The sequence below is a fragment of the Holophagales bacterium genome (assembly GCA_016699405.1).
Lineage (GTDB): Bacteria > Acidobacteriota > Thermoanaerobaculia > Multivoradales > JAGPDF01 > JAAYLR01.
This window is the reverse complement of sequence record CP064972.1, coordinates 4,952,304-4,970,482: the sequence shown is the minus strand read 5'-3', so window position 1 is coordinate 4,970,482 and position 18,179 is coordinate 4,952,304. Positions and strand designations below refer to the sequence as shown.

At 71.1% G+C, this 18,179-nt stretch carries 15 protein-coding genes and 1 pseudogene; 6 read left to right on the top strand and 10 right to left on the bottom strand.

Annotated features, from left to right (window positions below):
- Together IPJ17_20585 and IPJ17_20580 are read right to left on the bottom strand one after the other, a co-directional pair.
- The gene (locus IPJ17_20585; GenBank protein ID QQR73834.1) at nucleotides 1–306 is read right to left on the bottom strand and encodes a PqqD family protein; all 306 of its coding nucleotides are present in this window, start codon (nucleotides 304–306) and stop codon (nucleotides 1–3) included.
- A 221-nt stretch (nucleotides 307–527) separates the two neighbouring features.
- Nucleotides 528–2,345 (bottom strand): ABC transporter ATP-binding protein, encoded by a 1,818-nt coding sequence (locus tag IPJ17_20580; GenBank protein QQR73833.1) that lies wholly within the window; start codon nucleotides 2,343–2,345, stop codon nucleotides 528–530.
- A gap of 149 nt (nucleotides 2,346–2,494) precedes the next feature.
- Between IPJ17_20580 and IPJ17_20575 the strand changes: the two genes are divergently transcribed.
- The 3 genes from IPJ17_20575 (at nucleotide 2,495) to IPJ17_20565 (ending at nucleotide 4,933) form a co-directional block, all read left to right on the top strand.
- Nucleotides 2,495–3,031, top strand: a complete 537-nt coding sequence (locus IPJ17_20575; GenBank protein QQR73832.1) for a S24/S26 family peptidase — start codon at nucleotides 2,495–2,497, stop codon at nucleotides 3,029–3,031.
- Nucleotides 3,032–3,189: 158 nt separating this feature from the next.
- Nucleotides 3,190–3,570: a VanZ family protein gene (gene vanZ / locus IPJ17_20570; protein ID QQR73831.1), complete on the top strand. Its 381-nt coding sequence runs from the start codon at nucleotides 3,190–3,192 to the stop codon at nucleotides 3,568–3,570.
- A 34-nt stretch (nucleotides 3,571–3,604) separates the two neighbouring features.
- Nucleotides 3,605–4,933: an ATP-dependent 6-phosphofructokinase gene (locus IPJ17_20565; protein ID QQR73830.1), complete on the top strand. Its 1,329-nt coding sequence runs from the start codon at nucleotides 3,605–3,607 to the stop codon at nucleotides 4,931–4,933.
- A 149-nt stretch (nucleotides 4,934–5,082) separates the two neighbouring features.
- On the opposite strand, the gene IPJ17_20560 is transcribed toward IPJ17_20565, so the two are convergent.
- The gene (locus IPJ17_20560) at nucleotides 5,083–6,663 is read right to left on the bottom strand and encodes a hypothetical protein (protein ID QQR73829.1); all 1,581 of its coding nucleotides are present in this window, start codon (nucleotides 6,661–6,663) and stop codon (nucleotides 5,083–5,085) included.
- Between the two features lie 134 nt (nucleotides 6,664–6,797).
- On the opposite strand from IPJ17_20560, the gene IPJ17_20555 reads away from it, so the two are divergent.
- Nucleotides 6,798–8,870 (top strand): oligopeptide transporter, OPT family, encoded by a 2,073-nt coding sequence (locus tag IPJ17_20555; GenBank protein QQR73828.1) that lies wholly within the window; start codon nucleotides 6,798–6,800, stop codon nucleotides 8,868–8,870.
- On the opposite strand, the gene IPJ17_20550 is transcribed toward IPJ17_20555, so the two are convergent.
- From IPJ17_20550 to IPJ17_20530, 5 genes and pseudogenes are all read right to left on the bottom strand, one after another.
- Complete coding sequence (locus IPJ17_20550; protein QQR73827.1) at nucleotides 8,831–9,085, bottom strand: hypothetical protein; 255 nt, start codon at nucleotides 9,083–9,085, stop codon at nucleotides 8,831–8,833. The genes IPJ17_20555 and IPJ17_20550 overlap by 40 nt on opposite strands.
- 67 nt (nucleotides 9,086–9,152) lie before the next feature.
- A pseudogene (locus IPJ17_20545) lies at nucleotides 9,153–9,512 on the bottom strand (hypothetical protein).
- 3 nt (nucleotides 9,513–9,515) lie between these two features.
- The gene (locus tag IPJ17_20540; GenBank protein QQR73826.1) at nucleotides 9,516–10,082 is read right to left on the bottom strand and encodes a PAS domain S-box protein; all 567 of its coding nucleotides are present in this window, start codon (nucleotides 10,080–10,082) and stop codon (nucleotides 9,516–9,518) included.
- 255 nt (nucleotides 10,083–10,337) lie between these two features.
- On the bottom strand, nucleotides 10,338–11,165 hold the full coding sequence (locus IPJ17_20535; GenBank protein QQR73825.1) for a hypothetical protein: 828 nt from the start codon (nucleotides 11,163–11,165) through the stop codon (nucleotides 10,338–10,340).
- A 40-nt stretch (nucleotides 11,166–11,205) separates the two neighbouring features.
- On the bottom strand, nucleotides 11,206–11,805 hold the full coding sequence (locus tag IPJ17_20530) for a TetR/AcrR family transcriptional regulator (GenBank protein ID QQR73824.1): 600 nt from the start codon (nucleotides 11,803–11,805) through the stop codon (nucleotides 11,206–11,208).
- A gap of 104 nt (nucleotides 11,806–11,909) precedes the next feature.
- Between IPJ17_20530 and IPJ17_20525 the strand changes: the two genes are divergently transcribed.
- Both IPJ17_20525 and IPJ17_20520 read left to right on the top strand, forming a co-directional pair.
- The gene (locus IPJ17_20525) at nucleotides 11,910–13,877 is read left to right on the top strand and encodes a tetratricopeptide repeat protein (GenBank protein QQR73823.1); all 1,968 of its coding nucleotides are present in this window, start codon (nucleotides 11,910–11,912) and stop codon (nucleotides 13,875–13,877) included.
- Between the two features lie 95 nt (nucleotides 13,878–13,972).
- Entirely contained in the window at nucleotides 13,973–16,186 is a 2,214-nt protein-coding gene (locus IPJ17_20520) for a S46 family peptidase (protein QQR73822.1), read from the top strand.
- A gap of 30 nt (nucleotides 16,187–16,216) precedes the next feature.
- Here the strand turns inward: IPJ17_20520 and IPJ17_20515 are convergent, their stop codons facing one another.
- Both IPJ17_20515 and IPJ17_20510 read right to left on the bottom strand, forming a co-directional pair.
- Nucleotides 16,217–17,080, bottom strand: a complete 864-nt coding sequence (locus tag IPJ17_20515) for a patatin-like phospholipase family protein (GenBank protein QQR73821.1) — start codon at nucleotides 17,078–17,080, stop codon at nucleotides 16,217–16,219.
- Nucleotides 17,077–18,114: a hypothetical protein gene (locus IPJ17_20510; GenBank protein QQR73820.1), complete on the bottom strand. Its 1,038-nt coding sequence runs from the start codon at nucleotides 18,112–18,114 to the stop codon at nucleotides 17,077–17,079. The genes IPJ17_20515 and IPJ17_20510 overlap by 4 nt, the downstream gene beginning before the upstream one ends.
- Nucleotides 18,115–18,179: the final 65 nt, after the last annotated feature.

The following is an 18,179-nucleotide window of genomic DNA, read 5'->3' as shown; positions in this document are numbered from 1 at the left end:
TCAGAGCGACGCTTCTGCGACGGGCTCGATCAGTCCCCTGGAGCTCAAGGCCTCGAGGAACTCGTCGAGGTCGCTCTGCGCCTGTTCGGAGCTGACGTCGAACTCCTCCGTCAACCGGGCGACGATCGACGCCATGCTCTGCTCCGGTTCGAGAAGCTGCCAGATGGCCGCCCCGACTTCGTTCAGGGTGAAGAGACAACGAAGGTCTGCCACGCCGCCGCGGACCGGCACGATCACGGCCTCGCCGGCCACCAACCGGAACGCCAGGTCCTCGTTCTTCCGGTACCGGGTTGTCTCGGGTTCCATCGGTTGCCACGCCTCCTCGCCTGGCCAGGACCCTTCGTCCGTCGCGCCGACACTCCGGCGAAGGCGTTGATGAAAAGTAATGTAGAGGATGCCGTGGCGTGGCGCAACCGGGTGTTGCGCAGCGGGGCTCCGGTCGAAGAGTCGCGCGTTTCGGGAGTTCCCGATGTGCCTCCTTGGGGGAGAAGAGTGCCGGCACGATAGAGCTCTCCCCGGTTGGCGAACTATCGATACGGCACCGCCTGGGCCCTGAACATCTGCGCATAGAGGCCGTCGCGCCGGAGGAGCTCCTCGTGGGTACCGGTCTCGACGAGGCGACCGGCGTCGAGGACGGCGATCGAGTCGGCGGAACGAACGCTCGAGAAGCGGTGGCTGATGAGCAGCGTAGTGCGACCGCGAGCGGCCTCGACGAGGCGGTCGACGAAGTCGCGCTCGGCGAGCGGGTCGAGCGCGGCGGAGGGCTCGTCGAGGACGAGCAGTGGCGACTCGCGTTCGTCGCGGTAGAGGGTGCGGGCGAGCGCGAGCCGCTGCCACTGGCCGGCGCTGAGCTCGCGACCGTCGTCGAAGACGTTGCCGAGCACCGTCTCCCAGCCACGCGGGAGCGATTCGATGTCCGGCGAGACGCCGGCGAGGCGGGCGGCGCGCAGGAGACGCGGGTCGGCGGAGGCGTCGACCGGGCTCGGGCGCCCGGGGATGAGTCTCTGGACGTCGCCGAGTCGGACGTTGTCGACGGCGGGAAAGGCGAAGCGGCCGTACTCCTGCAGCAGCACCGCGGCGCGGCGTCGGATGTCGGCGCCGCTCGCCTCCCGCAGGTCGAGACCGTCGACGGTGATCCGCCCGCACTCCGGGTCGTAGAGGCGCAGCAGGAGCTTGACGAAGGTCGACTTGCCCGAGCCGTTGCGGCCGACGAGGGCGAGGACCTTGCCGGCGGGGATCTCGAGGTCGAGGCGATCGAGCGCGAGCGCGCCGCCGGTCCGATAGCGGAAGCTCACCCCCTCGAAGCGGATTCCTCGCTGCAGCGCCGTCGGAAACGGCCGCGGCACCGGGGGGTCGACGACCCGTGGGGCGAGACCGAGGAAGTCGCCGAGATGGCGCAGGAAGAGACCGTCCTCCCACAGCGAGGCGAGCGAGGCCAGGAGCCCCTGGAGCGCTGCGAGGCCGCGCTGGATCGCTCCGAAGTACATGACGAAGGCGCCGATCGAGACGCTGCCGGCGATCGCCTGGCGCGCGAGAAAGGCGAAGGTGCCGAAGAGTGCGGCGACGGCGAACGCCTGGGCGAGGGAATCGGCATGGGCGCGGCGGCGGGTGAGAGCGAAGCGGCGAGAAGTGATGCCGCGACGCAGGCCGTACCAGCGGCGGTGGAGATACTCGCCGAGGCCGAAGAGGCGGATCTCGGCGGCCCATTGCGGCGAGGTCAGGAGCCAGCCGTGGTAGAGCGCGGCACGCTCGTCGTGAGCCTCGCCCCGCTGCAGACCGAAGAGCTGGCGTGAGAAGCGCACACGGACGAAAAGACCCGGCACCGCGGCAAGCAGCAGGATGCCGGCGAGCCACCAGCGCAGGGTGGCGAGCAGGGCGGTCACCGCGAGCAGTGCCGCACCCTCGCGGCCGAGTTGCGAAAGGCCGTGGGCGAGCCGTGGCGCGCGCCAGGAGCCTTCCTGCTGCGCCCGGTGAAGTGTGTCGTGGAACGACGGGTCCTCGTAGTAGGCGAGGTCGACGGCGGCCGACTGGCGCTGAATCCGCGCGGCGACGTCGTCGCGGACGGTCTCGGCGAGCCGTTCGGAGAGCATCGTGCCGAGCGAGCCGAGAACGGCGGCGGCGATCGCGGTGCCGGCGGCGGCGGCGAGCCAGGCGAGCGAGCCGTCGAGGTCGCGTGCCGAGACCGCGTCGACGACGCGGCTCGCGCAGAACAGGCCGGCGAGAGGAAGGAGCCCCTGGGCGGCGGTCAGCGCGCCGAGCGCCGCGAACGCCCGCGGAGCCGCTGCGGCGACCATCGAGACGGCGCGGCGCAGGCGGGTGAGGCCGTCGATCGGCAACGAGGCCATAGACAACGGCAGCGTACAGGATCCGCGGGCAGCGTCGAAGTCGCGGCCAAGCGGGAAGTAGACTTCGAGTCGGCGAGCCGTGCGACGGGAGGCGACGGGAAGCGGCCGTTGCCGGCTCGCGCGGCGTCGCGAGAGGAGCGGAACAGGTCGTGAGCCGAAACCCCCGGGAAGGCGATGCACCGGTCGACCGCGCGGAGCGCTCGCCTGTCGTTCGAGAGCTCGCGATCGCCCTCGACGGCTCCGAGCTGGCCGGGCTGGTCGAGGAGCTCGTGGCGCGCGGCGTTCCGGTGCGCTTCCAGGCGAAGGGCGGCAGCATGTCGCCGTGGATCCGCGACGGCGACGTGGTGACCGTGGCGCCGATCGGTGGCGAGGAGGTGGGCGGCAGCGAGAACGGCCAGAGCCCTCGCGCACCCCGTCTCGGGGACGTGGCTGCGTTTCGAAGGCAGCCAACGGGGCGACTGACCGTGCACCGGCTCGTGCGGCGCGAGGCCGAGGGTTGGATCGCACGCGGTGATCGGCTCGCCGGGGAGGACGGGAGGGTCCGCCGCGAAGAGCTGCTCGGCCTCGTCACCAGGGTGGAGAGGGCGGGGCGTGAGATCTGGGTGCCGCGAGGGCTCGCGGGTCTGCTGCTGGCGACGCTCTCGCGCGTCGCGCTCGGGGCCAGAGCGAGGTGGTTGCGGCGATGAGGGCGCGGTGCCTGCCGAATCGCGACCGCGTGGATGCACCCGACTCGTCTCCCCGCGGGTTCGTCCACCCTTTCCGGAGAGGGCGAGCCGACCCCGTTCCGAGCTGCGCCGCAGCACCGTGACCCGTCCTCCGCTTCCGGTCCGGGTACACTCCCCGCATGCGGCGCGAACATCTGGCCCTGGCGGTGTGGACCGTCCTGGTCGTCGTGCTGCTGCTGCTCCCCGGTGGCTGGCTCTCCGGGCCGGAGCTCGCGGGGATCGCGACGGTCGCAGGAATCCCGCATTTCGACAAGCTCGTGCACGCGTTCCTCTTCGGGGTGCTGGCCTGGCTCGCGTGCGGCTCGTTGCGGCAGATCGGGGCACGGTGGCCGGTGATGCTGGCCCTGCTGGGGGCCGTTCTTCTGGGGACGATGCTCGAGCTGATCCAGCCGATCGTCGACCGCAGCGGTGAGCTCGAGGATGCCCTCGCCGACGGTGGCGGAGCTTTCCTCGCGGCGGCGCTATGGGGGCGCGGTGGGCGCTCCCGCCGCCGCGACTGACCCGCCGCGCGCCGACTGGTAGGCTTGCCACGCCATGGAATCGGACCAACTCGTCGTCAAGTCGTTGGGGGAGGCCACCCGGCCGAGCCCGCTGCAGGTCATCACCGAGGACACCTTCGTCGAGCCCGACGAGCGGACGCTGATCTCGCCCTACCTCGCCGCGGCGCGCTCCGCCTTCTCCCGTGGCGAGGAGCCAGCGTCGTTCGAGATCGCCGGACCGCGACGGATGCTCTACTTCGACCCGCCGCGAACGCGCGTCGCCATCGCGAGCTGCGGCGGCATCTCGCCGGGGCTCAACGCGGTGATCCGCGGCCTGGTCATGCAGCTCTGGCACCGCTACGGCACGCGCGAGATCTTCGGCGTGCGGCACGGCTACGGCGGCCTGCGCTCGGGCAGCGAGCTGATGCCGCTCGCCCCGCAGGAGCTGCGCCAGGCGCACGAACAGGGTGGGACGCTTCTCGGCACCTCGCGCGGCACGCCGCCGACGAGCGAGATCGTCGACACGCTGGTGGAGAACGGGATCGACATCTTCTTCCCCATCGGCGGCGACGGAACGCTGCGTGGGGCCCTCGCCATCGCCGAAGAGATCGAACGGCGGGGTCTGAAGATCGCGGTCGTCGGCCTTCCGAAGACGATCGACAACGACATCCCCTGGGTGCGGCGCTCCTTCGGCTTCCAGACCGCCGTCCGGGTGGCCGCCGAGGCGGTGCGTGCCGCGCACACCGAAGCGACCTCGGTGCGCTTCGGCATCGGTCTGGTGAAGCTGATGGGCCGCAACGCCGGATTCCTCGCCGCCAACGCGGCGCTGGCCACCGGTCACGCGAACTTCTGCCTCATCCCCGAGTCACCGTTCGCGCTCGAAGGCGAGGACGGTCTGCTCGCGCTCCTCGAACGGCGGCTCGCCTCGCGCTCGCACGCGCTGATCGTCGTCGCCGAGGGGGCCGGGCAGCAGTACTTCCGCGAAGAGGACCGCCCGCTCGACCCCTCGGGCAACCGCAAGCTCGGCGACATCGGCCTCTACATGAAGCAGCGGATCGAGCAGCACTTCGCGATGCGCGGACGGCCGTTGACCCTCAAGTACATCGACCCGAGCTACATCGTCCGCTCGGCCCCGGCGGACACCTGGGATGCGCTGCATTGCGCGCGACTGGCGCAGAACGCCGTCCACGCGGCGATGGCGGGGCGGACGGCGCTGCTCATCGGCTACTGGCACGGCCAGATGACCCACGTGCCGCTCGCCGCTCTGCGGGGCGAGCGCCGCACGGTCAATCCCAACGGCGAGCTCTGGTGGACGGTGCTCGAGTCGACCGGGCAGCCGCTGAAGATCGGCGACCCGACGCTGATCGAGACGCCGACGGCCTGAGCGGGCGCGGCGAGGCCGACGACCTCGCATTCACTCGACATCGAGCGGATCGGTCGCTCCGGCCGGCCAGGATCGATCCGGGCCGACCGGATGACTGGTCCCCTCCCGCGCGCTCACGGGTCCGCCGGGGCAGCCGCGACGGGGACGGATTACGGACTCGAGCCGTCGAAGGCCTCGATGTCGACGTGATTCTGCGGCGCTCCGCCGGCGTGGTCGAAGGTGTAGATCTCGCAAAGGGGTGGCGGCGCGTCGTCGAAGCCGCAGTCGAAACCGCGGGTGACCGTCAGCGTGTAGGGGAGGCTGGTCTGGCTGGCGACGAAGAGCCACCAGTGGCCGTTGATGCTGCGGCCGTCGAGCAACTTGAGGGTGACCTCGACATTGCCCGGGTCGAAGAAGGTGAAGGTGCCCGAGTCGACCGAGAGCCGGGTCGGTACGCCCAGGCCGCTCTCGCCGATGCCCGGAGCGTTCCAGGAGATCCTGGCGACGAATTGATCGCCGGGCTCGAGCTCTGGATGGAGCAGCAGGCGATCGGCGGGCAACTGCGGCGAGCTGCCGTCGCGCAGCTCGAAGCCGGTCTCGGCGAACACGGACTGGTTGCCGAGCGGCGGCTCGTCGAAGACGACCCGGACGTTCCAGGCCGGCCAACTCGCGGGGGCGAGCGCTGCGGTCTCGATCTCCCATGCGAACGGCTGCAGACCCGGCGGCGGATCGCCGCACGGGGGCGGCAGGATCGGGGGCACCAGGTTCCGCACCAGCAGGTAGATGGTGTGGTCGCTCCCGGAAACGCTGACGCCGCCCTGGCCGACGTGGCACCAGCCCGGGTCGTTGCCGAAGTTCGAGAGGACGCGCACTCGGTCGCCCCGGTGGGGAAGCACCGGATCGAGCCGCAACTCGACGTGATCCCAGACGGGGGCGAGCGGCGGCTCGGGCCCGGCGACGGCGGCCGGCATCGACTCGATGTCCTCGAAGTTCCGGCTCGGGCCCTCGGGGTGGTGGTAGGAGCGCGTCGGGCAGGCCGGCGGATCGACCGGGAGGTTCAGGCAACCGCCGGCGACGTCCATCACGGTGAGCGTGAAGTCGAGTGTCGTCAGGCTGGAAGCGAAGAGCCAGTAGTAGCCGTTGATCCCCTCGCCGTCGAGCATCTTGACGAGGACCTCGGGGTTGCTCGGGTCGAAGAACCAGAACGTGCCGCTCGCCTCCGAGGTGCGCACGGCGGAGGCGACGTGCGAGTGCCCGTCGCGCGGATCGACGTAGCTCACGGTGAAGAGAAAGCGCTCGCGCTGGAGCGACAGGGTTGCAGCGGCCGGCTGGATCTCGACTCCGGCCCTGGCCAGGGTGTCGTAGACGAGGAAGCCGCTGTGGCGTCGGACTTCGACCGGGTGCCAGCCGCTGGTGGCGACGTTCGGCGGCACCGCGAAGTCCACCGTCGTGGGTGGCTGATCGAGGCAGGGCACCGCCGGTTCAGCGCGGTAGACCCAGAGCACCATCGTCCCGTCGTCGACCTCTGCCGCCGGGCCTCCGGAGAACGTGTCGGGCACCCAGCGACACCAGCCGGCGTCGCCCGTGCCGGAGAAGTCGAGGACGAGCTCGAAGGGATGCTCGGCGATCGGCAGCGCGGGCTCGGACGAAACCCGGATGCCAGGAATCTCCGCGGCCGTGGCGGCGAACGGGAGCCAGAGCGTCACGGCGATGGCGGCGAGCAGGATCGACCTGGTGTCTTGGTTGCTCATGATCGTCGAGTCTGCCTCCCTGGGTTCCGGCGGGCAAGGGCGTCGGGGACGGCGCGTTCTCGCCTTGCCGGTGGTTCAGCTCTCTACGCCGATTCCGGCCCCACGGTTGCCGAGGGCTCCCGTACAATCCGCCCATGTCCGATCCGAGGCTGCCCGACGACGTCCGCCTGCCCGAAACCGCATTCCGTGAGCTCGCCCCCGGCGAGCGCTACGAGCCGGTCATCCCGGCCTCCGCCGAGGTGGCGGAGGTCACTCCGCGCTCGATCGCCCAGGGGGTCTTCTGGTCGGTCGTCTTCTCGGCGGCAGCGACCTACATCGCCTTGAAGCTCGGCCAGGGGATCGAATCCGCGATCCCGATCTCGATCCTGGCGGTCGGCTTCTCGGTCTTCGCCGTGCGGGTGATGAAGTCGCGTGGCTCGACGCTGCTCGAGAACGTCAACGTGCTGGCGATCGGCGCGACCTCGGGGATCGTCGCCGGCGGCTCGGTCTTCACCATGCCGGCGATCTACATCCTCGGTCTCGAGGGGCGCTCGTCGTTCTTCCAGATCTTCCTCGTGCCGCTGCTCGGGGCGGCGCTCGGCGTCTTCTTCCTCGCGCCGTTCCGCCGCTATTTCGTCCACGACCTGCACGGCAAGCTGCCCTTCCCGGAAGCGCGGGCGACGACCGAGATCCTGGTGGCCGGCAAGCGCGGCGGGCGCAGCGCCGGGGTGCTCTCCTACTCGGCCGGCGTGGCGGCGGTCTTCGACTTCGTGGGTCCGTCGATGCGCGGCTTCGCCGACGTCTTCTCGACCGAGAAGATCGCGCTGCTGTCGAGCTTCACCGAGCGCACCAAGGCGGTGTTCACGATGAACACCTCGGCGGCGGTCTTCGGCCTCGGCTACATCATGGGGGTCGACTACGCGGCGATCATCCTCGCCGGGTCGATGGTCTCCTTCCTCGTGCTGGTGCCGCTCTTCGGCTGGCTCGGGCAGCACATCCCGGCGGCGCTGCCGGGTGGCACGCTGCCGCTCGCCCAGATGGCGCCCGCCGACATCTTCTTCGACTACGTGCGGCCGATCGGCATCGGCGGCATCTTCGCCGCCGGCGTGCTGTCGATCCTCAAGATGTCGCCGGTGATCGTGCAGGCGGTCGGTCAGGCGTTCGGCGAGATCCGGCGCCTGGCGAGCGGTGGCGCGAAGGTCGGCGAGAGCGCGGCGCGCGCCGAGCGCTCGATGCCGATGTCGGCGGTGATGGGCGGGGCGATCGGCGTCGGACTGTTGGTGCTGCTCTACTTCCGCTTCTCGGTGCTCGCCGGCGTCGACGGTGCCTGGCGGCTGTCGCTCGCCGCCGCGGCGCTCGCCCTGCTCGTCGCATTCCTCTTCACCGCCGTCTCGGCCTGGGCGATCGCCATGATCTCGATCACGCCGATCTCGGGAATGACCCTGACGACGCTCATCGTCACCGCCATGGCGCTCTCGGCGCTCGGGCTCACGGGAGCCGACGGCATGCTGCAGACGCTGCTGATCGGCGGCGTCGTCTGCACGGCGCTGTCGATGGCCGGCTCGCTGGTCACGCAGTACAAGATCGCCTATTGGCTCGGCGCCACCCCGAAGCGCGTCGAGATCTGGAATCTGGTCGGCGCCGTGGTGGCCTCCGCCGCGACGACCGCGGTGATCCTGCTGATGGCCCGCGTCTACGGCTTCGCCCCGGGTCCAGGCCATCCGAGCCCCCTGCCGGCGCCGCAGCCGAACGCGATGGCGGCGGTGCTCTCCGGCGTGATGGGAAGCGGCGGGGCCCCCTGGTTCCTTTACGCCATCGGCGCGGTCTTCGCGATCTCGACCGAGCTCTGCGGCGTTTCGGGGCTCGCCTTCGCCCTCGGCATGTACCTGCCGATGGACCTGAACTCGCCGCTGGTCGTCGGTGCGGCGGTCGCCTGGCTGCTGCGGCACTCGACGAAGGACGAGCCGCTCGCTCAGGCGCGGCACGAGAAGGGGACGCTCGTGGCCTCGGGCTTCATCGCGGGCGGAGCCTTGGTCGGGGTGCTGGCGGCGCTGCTCAAGTTCGTCGAAGAGTCGACCGGCACGACGCTGGTGCCGGACCTGACGACGTTCGGCGGGCTCGGCGCCTGGCTTGGCGCCTGGGGCAACTGGCTCGGCCTCGGGCTCTTCCTGGCGCTCGGCGCGTGGGTCTACTGGGTCGCCTGGCGGGAGAAGGTCGAGGTCGAGTGATCCGCCGTCGGCGACGCGGTCCCGCGCCGCCCGGGCGCGCGTGCGAGCGCCGCGGAGCCGAAGCGGATCGCCGCCTCCGGCTTGTGTCCGTTGTACTTCCGGGCATTGTCGAGCCGGTTGGCGACGACGACCTCGAGCATTCGTTCGTCGCCGATCGCCAGCAGGCCCGGCTCGATGTCGCAACGAACGCTCCGCCTGGGTTCGGCGCGACGCAACTCGGCAAGGCGCCGCTCGGCGATGGCCGAGAGGTCGACGAGCGCCTGGCGTGAACACGCTGCGGGTGTTCCGCGAAAGCGCCAGCAGACCGTCGATCAGCTCGCCCATGTGGCGACTGGCGACGCGAATCCGCTCCAGGTGGCCCCGAGCGTTCGCACCGACGGCCGGCCCCAGGTCCTCCTCGAGGGCCTGGGCGAATCCGCTCATCGCTCGCAGCGTCGCGCGCAGGTCGTGCGAGACGGCGTAGGCGAAGGTGTCGAGCTCCTCGTTTGCGGCGGTCAGCTCGGCGGTCCGACGTTCGACCCGGTGCTCGAGGTCGGTATTGAGCCGGCGAATCTCCTCTTCGGCCTGCCGCTGCACGGTGATGTCCTCGGAGAAGATAACGATCCCTCCCACCGTTCCGTCGGCAGCCTGCCAGGGGCGCACTTCTCAGCGAATCCACTGGATCGTGGCGTCGGTGCGCTCGAAGCGGTCGGCGTCGCCACGAGAGACCTCCCCGACAAGGCCTCGTCGGTGAATCTCGCGCAGCCCGTCGGAGATCTCGGGAAAGACGTCGTCGTGCGACCGGCCGGTGAGCGGGGCCTCGCCGAGCGAGTCGTCGATGCGCCAGGGTCGACTCGCGGCGAGAGCGCGCATCTCCCGGTCGAAGATGGCGAGGGCTGCCGGCGCGTGCTCGATGAAGAGCGCGAGCCGCTCCTCGCTCTCGCGCCGGGCGGCGAGGGCCGCCTCGGCCCGGGCCCGCGCCGCATCGGCGACCCGCATCTCGTCGAGGGCGGCCGCATGGGCTCGACGTTGCTCGGCGATCACGGCGGCCTGTGCTTCGCACAACTCACGCTCGACGCGCTGGCGCTCGGTCAGGTCGAGCACGAAGGCGCTGCGGCCGGTGGTACGGCCGGAGCTGTCGCGAATCGCGGTGAGGTCGAACAGCACCGGGAAGCGGCGGCCGTCGCGGGTGACCTGTGCGGATTCGAAGGTGCCGTGACCGGTCTCGTTCACCTCGACGATGTGGCGGCGGAGCTCGTCGAAGAGTCGTCGGAAGAGGGCCTCGCTCGAGACGAGCCGGAAGGTGGCGCGCCTCGATTGGCGTGTTCAGAAGGTAGGCGACGCGGCCATCGCGGAGAACCGGCACGGTGATCGCGACCATCGGCGCCTTCGCCACCGGTCCGACGAAGCGGTCGCCGACCGCCGGTTGCCCGGTCGCTGCGGCGAGCCGTGCGGAGACACGCCCGCATCGAACGCCGGGACGGGCGATCAGTGCGGGTGGGTGCGCAAGCTGCGAAAGGCATCTCCCGCCAGATCGATGCCGAGCGACAGATAGCTTGCGCGGGTGCCGAAGTCGTTGAGGCTCCAGCGGAGCGAGACGCCCCGCCAGGCGAGGCCGAGCTCGGCGGTGGCGGCGGCCCGAGCGACGCGGTCCCCCAGCAGCTCTCCGTCCGTCTGATCGAGGCGAGCACCGACGCCGGCTCGCATGGCGAGCCCACCGGCGAGCTCGCGCTCGGCGACGACCGCGAGCTTCTGCCAACTGCGGAAGGCTGGTGCGAGGTGAACCTCGCCTTCGACCTCGAGAGACCACGGGGCGGCGACCGGCAGGGCCCGCCCTCCGCGCAGGGTGGCACTCCCGACCCAGCGGTCGGAGTCGAGGTAGGGCAACGAGACTCGTTCGGCGCCGACGACGCGGTGGACCTCGTTCTGCACGCCCTCTCCGAGCAGGCCGCGCCCGAGGTGGATCACGCCGCCCGAGATCTCGCCGAACCATCCTCCCGCGGTCGCCGAGGGCGGGCCGAGCGACCTTGCCAACTCGAGGTAGGTCTCGTCGAAACGGAAGGCCCGCCGGCGGTCGGTGAACATGCGTTCGCCGAAGCGCCATCGCAGGTCGTTGCCCTGTACCTCGAGAGCGAGAGCGGCGGTGTAGAGGTCGTCTCCCTGCGCCTCGCCGGCGATCAGGTCGTTCGAAGTGGTGAAGAGGATCCGCGGCGCGTCGGCGCGGGCGGTCGTCGTGGTCGGCCCCGTCAGGAGCAGGGCGGAGAAAACGAAGAGTGCGAGTGTCTTAATATGACCAGTCGTCTTAATTCGAGTCATGGGGTCGGGTCGATCGAGGTTCTTCATGCCACTCTACGGATCAGCGAGCGGCGGGGATGGGTGGGGCGAGGAGCCTGGCGAAGGTGATGGCGTGGAACTCTTCGAGCGGTCGGGCACTGCCGGCGGCTTTGGCACGAAGCATGGCTCCTTGCCAGGCCGAGAGCAGGAAGCCGGCGAGGGTCTCGACATCGGAGACCGCTGCGATCTCTCCTGCGGCTGCCGCCTGCGCCAGGAGGTCGGCGACGAGTCGGCGCTGCTCGCGGAAGATCTTTTCGAGCGGAGCGCGGAAGACCGGCTGTTCGCCGGCGAGCTCCTGGGCCAGTCTCCCGGCGAGGCAGCCGCCGGCAAACCCCGAAGCGACGAGCGTGTCGTCGTGTCGGCGGAAGGCCGCTTTCAGGCGTTCGATCGGCGAGCCCGAGCCGGAGAGCGCCGCCGCCATCTCCTGGCAGGAGCAGGCGCCGTAGCGTTCCACCACCGCCACGCCGAACTCGTCTTTCGAGGCGAAGTAGTTGTAGAACGAGCCTTTCGGGATGCCGCCGGCATCGGCGATCTCTTGGACGCCGGTCCCGGCGAACCCCCGCTGGGCGAAGAGGCGCAGGCCCTCGTCGAGCAGTCGGTCGCGATGTCGTCCGCGGGCCATGACGAAAAGAACGTGACCGGTCGTCTTGGTATTCCCGGCGCGAGGCCGATCCCTTGGCCACCGCTCGGCTTCGGTCCACACAGTAGGATCGTCCTCGTCCCGAAGTGAGCCTGCTCGTGCGCCGACCGTCGCTTGCCGTGCGTCTCCTCTCCGTCCTCGCCGGGTCGGTGGGCGTCGTCCTGCTGGCGGAGCCGCTGCGCGCGGCGGACGACGGACCGACCGGGTTCGTCGCCGACCGCGAATGCACGCCGTGCCACGTCGGCCTCGCGGCGAGCTTCCGTGAGGTCGCGATGTCGCAGGCGCTCGCGGCTCCGCGACCGGACAACGTCGGTGGGCCGCTGGGTGAGGTGTTCGTCCACGAGCCGTCGGGGCAGCGCTATTCGCTCTTCTGGCGGGACGGGAGCCTCGTCTTCCGCAGCTTCGTGCAGGCCGGTGACGCTGCACCGATGCACGAGTTGGAGATCCCGGTCGACTGGGTTCTCGGCTCGGGCCGGCACGCGAAGAGCTACCTCTACCGCACTCCGGGGGGCGAGCTCTATCAGCTGCCGATCGCCTGGTATGCCGAGAGCGGGCGTTGGGGGATGGCGCCCGGGTTCGACCGGCCCGACCACGATGGCGTCACCCGCCGGGTGCGCCGCGAGTGCCTGGCCTGCCACGCGGCGCTGCCGGCCTACGAGAGCGGCGGGGACGCGCGGTGGGCACCGCAACGCTTCCCCGAGGCGCTCGGCGAGGGGATCGGCTGCCAGCGTTGTCACGGGCCCGGCGCCGAGCACGTACGCCGGGCCTGGGCGGGAGGGCGACCGCCGGCGGAGATCCGCGAAGCGATCGTCAATCCGGCACGGCTCCCCAGGGAGCGGCGCGAAGAGGTCTGCTACCAGTGTCACCTCCAGCCCTCGGTGACCCTTCCCGGCATCGCGCGGGAAGGGCAGGGGGACTTTGCGTTCCGCCCCGGCGACCGTCTGGCTGACCGGCGGATCCTGGTCGAGGTGGAGGAAGAAGGCCTCCCAGCGGCCGATCGATTCGAGATCAACCATCACGCCTATCGCCTGCGGCGAAGCCGCTGCTTCACGGCGAGCGGGGGAAGGATCTCCTGTCTCGACTGTCACGACCCGCACCGGCGACCGCCGCCCGCCGAGCTTGCCGCCCGGGTTCGCAGCGTCTGCCTCGGCTGCCATCGAACGCTGTCGACCGCGTCGCCGGCACACGCCGACGTCGCCGCGGACTGTGCCGCCTGCCACCTCCCGAAGCGGCGGGCGCAAGACGTCGTGCACGCGGTCATGACCGATCACGGCATCGTGCGACACCCGCCGGGACGCGATGCGTTGGCGCCTCGCAGCGAACGGGAGCCGGCACTCGTCGGGGTCGAGCTCTACGACCCACCCTCCGGCAGCGATCGAGGTCAGGGCGAGCTCGACCGTGCGCTTGCCGTGGTGCGCCTCGCCGGGGGGGCAAGCCCTGCTGGCGTCGAACGGCTCGAGCGTCTGCTCGCCGCCCGGGCGCCGGCGTCGGCAGAGCCCTGGCTCGATCTCGCCTACGGCGAGCTCGGGAGCCGGCGCTTCGCGGCGGCAGAGCGAGCCGTCGCCGCGGCCCTGCGCCGGGCGCCGGACGAGCCCCAGGCGCGCGAATGGGCCGCGCTCGCCCGCGCCGGACAGGGCGACCGCGAGGGAGCGATCGCGCAGCTTCGCGCTCTTCTGGTCGGCGGACGGGAGCCGCGCCCCGAGGCGGAGTTCAACCTCGGCCGGTTGCTGCTCGACCGGGGTTCGGTCGACGAGGCGATCCTCCACCTCCAGCGCGCGCTCGACGCGCGCCCGAACCTCGCGGCCGCGTCCTTCCATCTCGGGCGCGCCCTGCTCGGACGAGGAGAGACCGAGGCGGGAGTCGCGGCGCTCCGCCGCGCCCTGGCCTGGGATCCGCGGCACGCGGACGCGACCGTTGCGCTCGCCGATTTCCTGGCCGCGCGTGGAGCGCGCACCGAAGCGCTGAGCCTGCTTCGCTACGGGACTTCCCACGCCCGATCCCCGGAGCGCCTGAGGCGGCGTCTCGCCGAGCTCGAAGGAAGCGGAAACCGCTAGACAGCCGGCGGGTCCCGAGAAAACGGGTGGTGCGAATCGCCGCTCAAAGGGGGATGATCGCCGGACATGCCGCTGCCCGACAGGCGGCGGTTCCGATGCGGACGCACCGTCCCGAAGGAGGACTTGCTTTGCGAATCACCTCGTTCGTCGCCGCTCTTGCGGCCCTGTTCCTCTGCGCCATGCCCGTCGTCGCCGACGAAGGGATGTGGATGCCGCAGCAGATCCCCGACCTCGCGCCACGACTCCAGGAGCTGGGCTTCGCTGCCGACCCGAAGATCTGGGCCGACCTGACCGGCTTCCCGATGGGAGCGATCGTCTCGCTCGGCGGCTGCAGCGCCTCGTTCGTCTCTCCGGACGGGCTCATCGCCACCAACCATCACTGTGTCCAGGGGTCGCTGCAGTACAACGCGACGCCCGAGCACAACCTCATCGTCGACGGGTTCCTCGCCGCGACGCGCGCCGACGAGCTCTGGAACGGTCCAGGGTCGCGCGTCTTCGTCACGGTGAAGGTGACCGAAGTCACCGAGGCGATCACCGGCAAGCTCGACCCGAAGGCGACCGATCGCCAGCGTTTCGACATCGTCGAGAAGCGGATCAAAGAGCGCACGGCGGCCTGTGAAAAGGACGGCCTGCGCTGCCGGATCGCCTCGTTCTTCGAAGGGTTGCGCTACTTCGAGATCGCACAGCTCGAGCTCAACGACATCCGCCTCGTCTACGCTCCACCTGCCGGAATCGGCAACTTCGGCGGAGAGACGGACAACTGGCAGTGGCCCCGCCACACCGGCGACTTCTCCTTCTACCGGGCCTACGTCGCGCCGGACGGCAAGCCGGCCGCCTACGCCAAGGAGAACGTTCCCTATCATCCGCAGCACTACCTCAAGGTGTCGCCGGCGGGTGCGAGCCCGGGCGAGCTGATCTTCGTCGCCGGCTATCCAGGCCGCACGCAGCGCCACGAGACCTACGGCGAGGTCAAGGACCGCACCGAATGGACCCTGCCGCGTTCGATCCGCCGCGCCAAGGAGCAGCTCGCGCTGCTCGAGCAGGCGGTGGCGGGGATTCCCGAGCTGGCGATCAAGGCCGAGCCGCGCAAGCGCGGCCTCAACAACGGCCTGACGAAGAACGTCGGCGTGCTCGCCGGGCTCGAGCGCGGCGGCATCCTCGCCCGGAAGGAGGCGCAGCAGAAGGCGTTGGAAGCCTGGATCGCCGCCGATCCGCAGCGGCAGAAGGAGTTCGGCTCGATCCTCCCGGCGCTCGAAGCGATGCGCGTCGAGAGCCTGACGACTCGGGAGCGCGACGCCGTCTTCGGCGGCCTGTACGGCGGCTCGGTGCTGCTCGGTACGGCGAACCAGATCTACCGCCAGTCGCTCGAGCGGGTGAAGCCCGATCTCGACCGGGACCCGGCATTCCAGGAGCGCAACTGGGGTCGGATGCGCGAGGGGCTCGACCGGATGCAGCGCTCCTACGACGCGCGGCTCGATCGGCCGTTCTTCCGCTACACCTTGCTCGAGGCGGCCGCGCTCCCGGCGGGTCAGCGGATCGAGGCGCTCGACCAGGTGATCGGCCTCGCCGCCGGCATGGCGCGCGAAGCGTCGGAGAAGGCGATCGACCTCTACCTCGACCGCTACTACGCGGGAACGAAGCTCGGCGAGAAGGAGGTCCGACTGGCCCTCTTCGACAAGTCGACCTCCGAGCTGCTCGCCGCCAAGGACCCGGCCATCGAGCTCGCCGTGGCCCTCCACTCGCTCGACCAGGCGATTCGCGACAAGGAAAAGGCTGACGACGGCAAACGCACCCGCCTGCGCCCGGTCTACATGCGCGCGCTCCTCGCCCAGCGCGGCGGTCTGGTGGCACCGGATGCCAACTCGACTCTCCGCGTCACCTTCGGACGCGTCCAGGGTGTCTCGCCGCGGGACGGCCTCGCCTATCTGCCGCAGACGACGCTCCAGGGCGTCGTCGAGAAGCACACCGGCAAGGGCGAGTTCAACGCGCCGGAGCGCCTCCTCGCGGCGATTCGCGCTCTGCGCGCCGGCAAGAGCACGCCTTACCTCGACGCCAAGCTCGGGGACGTGCCGATCGACTTCCTCTCCGACGTCGACACCACGGGCGGCAACTCCGGCTCGGCGGTGCTCAACGGCAAGGGCGAGCTCGTCGGGCTGCTCTTCGACGGCACCTTCGACACCGTGGCGTCGGACTTCCTCTTCGACACGGAGAAGACGCGCTCGATCCAGGTCGACACCCGCTACCTGCTCTGGACCTGGAGCGAGGTGGAAGGTGCCAAGCACCTGCTGCACGAGGTCGGGATCGAGTAGAGGTTCCTCGGCTCGCGCCGGCTGCTCGCGTCAACGAGCGGCCGGCGCCCGCGCGGCGAGCTCGACGAGGAGCGGCAGCGCGGCCTCGGCGGCGACTCGTCCCGCGGTGACGATCTCCGTCGTGCGTTGGCGCCCGAACAGGAGCGTGACGTCGGGCGGCACCGCGGGTCGCAGCACCAGGTCGGGCGGGTCGAGCGCCAGGCGCAGAGCGCCCATCTCGGCGATCATCATCATCGACCGGTGGAGCGCGTCGCGCAGGCCCTGTGGGGAGCGTGCGGCGCGCAGCGGCGTGACGCTCGGCTCCTCCCCGGGTCGATTCGCGCGGAAGAAGGGCAGCACATCGATGGCGACGACCGGGCGATCGCTGAGCGAGCGGGCGACGCCGACCGGCAGGTTGTCCAGCAGTCCGCCGTCGACGAGGCGCATCCTCCCGCGCTCGACCGGCTCGAACACCCCGGGGACCGAGATCGTCGCCCGCACCGCGTCGGCGACCGGGCCGTCGCGCAGGACGACCTCGCGGCCGCTGCTCAGGTCCGAAGCGACCAGAGCCAGAGGGAAAGCGAGCGACGAGAACGGACGGTCGCCGCCGAGCAGCCGGCGCAGGAGGGCATGCACCCGGCGACCGCGCAGGGCGACGCCCCAGCGGCTCACTCGCAGGTCGAGCAGCCCGAGCAAGCGGCGCGTCGCGAGGGTGCCGGCGAGCTCGGCCTGGATCGTGGCGAGCGGCACGCCGGCGGCGAGGAGCGCGCCGACGAATCCGCCCATGCTGGTTCCGGCGATGGCCCGCACCGCCAACCCCTCGCGTTCGAGGACTTCGAGAACGCCGAGATGCGCGAGCCCGCGCAGGCCGCCGCCGGAGAGGGCCAGCGCGAGCCCGTCGGACACGGCGCTCAACCGCCTCGCCGGCGCTGGAGGTCGGCGAGCAGTCGTCCCACGACGACCGCCTGTGGGTTGAGCCGCGCCAGCTCGACGAGCGCAGCGTGGCAGTCGTCGAGCGCGCCGAGCTCGGCATAGAGCACGGCACTGACGAGCGACGAGTCGCGCGCGGCGCGGATCTCGCGATCGAGCCAGGCGAGGTCCTCGGCCGACACGAGGGCGAAGCGCCCTTCGACGACCGAGGGCTCGGTCTCGCCGCGCCGCACCCGCGTGACGAGGCGCCAGGCGAGCGGCCGGCCGCGCGGCAGCGGCCGAGGAGGCTCCCAGGCGAGCGCTCGCAGGCGCGGGCTGGTGAAGAGCGGATTGCCGAGCCGGTCGACGATCGTTACCTCGTAGTCGACCGCCGCGGGGTGCTCGCTCCACGAGAAGCGGGGCTGATCGGTGAGCAGCCGCACGCCGACCGGAGCGATCGGCCGGGCGACGCCGACCTCGGTGGGCGCGGGCGAGCGCAGCTTGGCCAGCGCCGCGGCGAGCTCGGGATTGTCGGGGAGCCGCCCGTCGCGCAGCGTCTCGACGACGGCACGACGGACGTTCGGTGCGACGGCGTCGAGGCCCTCGAGGCGACCGTCGGCGTAGAGGGTGATCACGCCATCGCGATCGCGCAGTCGCTCGGTCGCCGCCGCCGGGGTCGCTCGCGGTCCGGCGGCGGGAGCGGCGGGCACGGGCGAATCCCCGGGTGAGCCGACGACAGCGACCAGCAACCAGACGAGGGCGGCGAGGGCAGCTCCCGCGGCCGCGCCCCCGAGGAGCCAGGGCGACAGGTGAGTGCGCCCCCGACTCCCGGCGGCGCCGGGCGGGGGCTCGACGGCGGTCGGCGAAGCACTCGCCGAACGCGCGCCTCCGGGGCTGCGAATCGGTGGCGGCGTGCCGGGACCGACACTCGCCGTCGGCACGGTGCCGGCCGGGCTGCCGACGAGCGCTTCCGGGGGAAGCTGCTGCGTGTCGTCGAGGTCCTGGGCGACCGGATGGGTGGGCTCGTCGCGCTCGTCCATTCCGCTGGCTCCCTCTCGCAGAGCACGAGGTTATCGCCAAGCGGGCGATCGTGCAGCGACGAGCT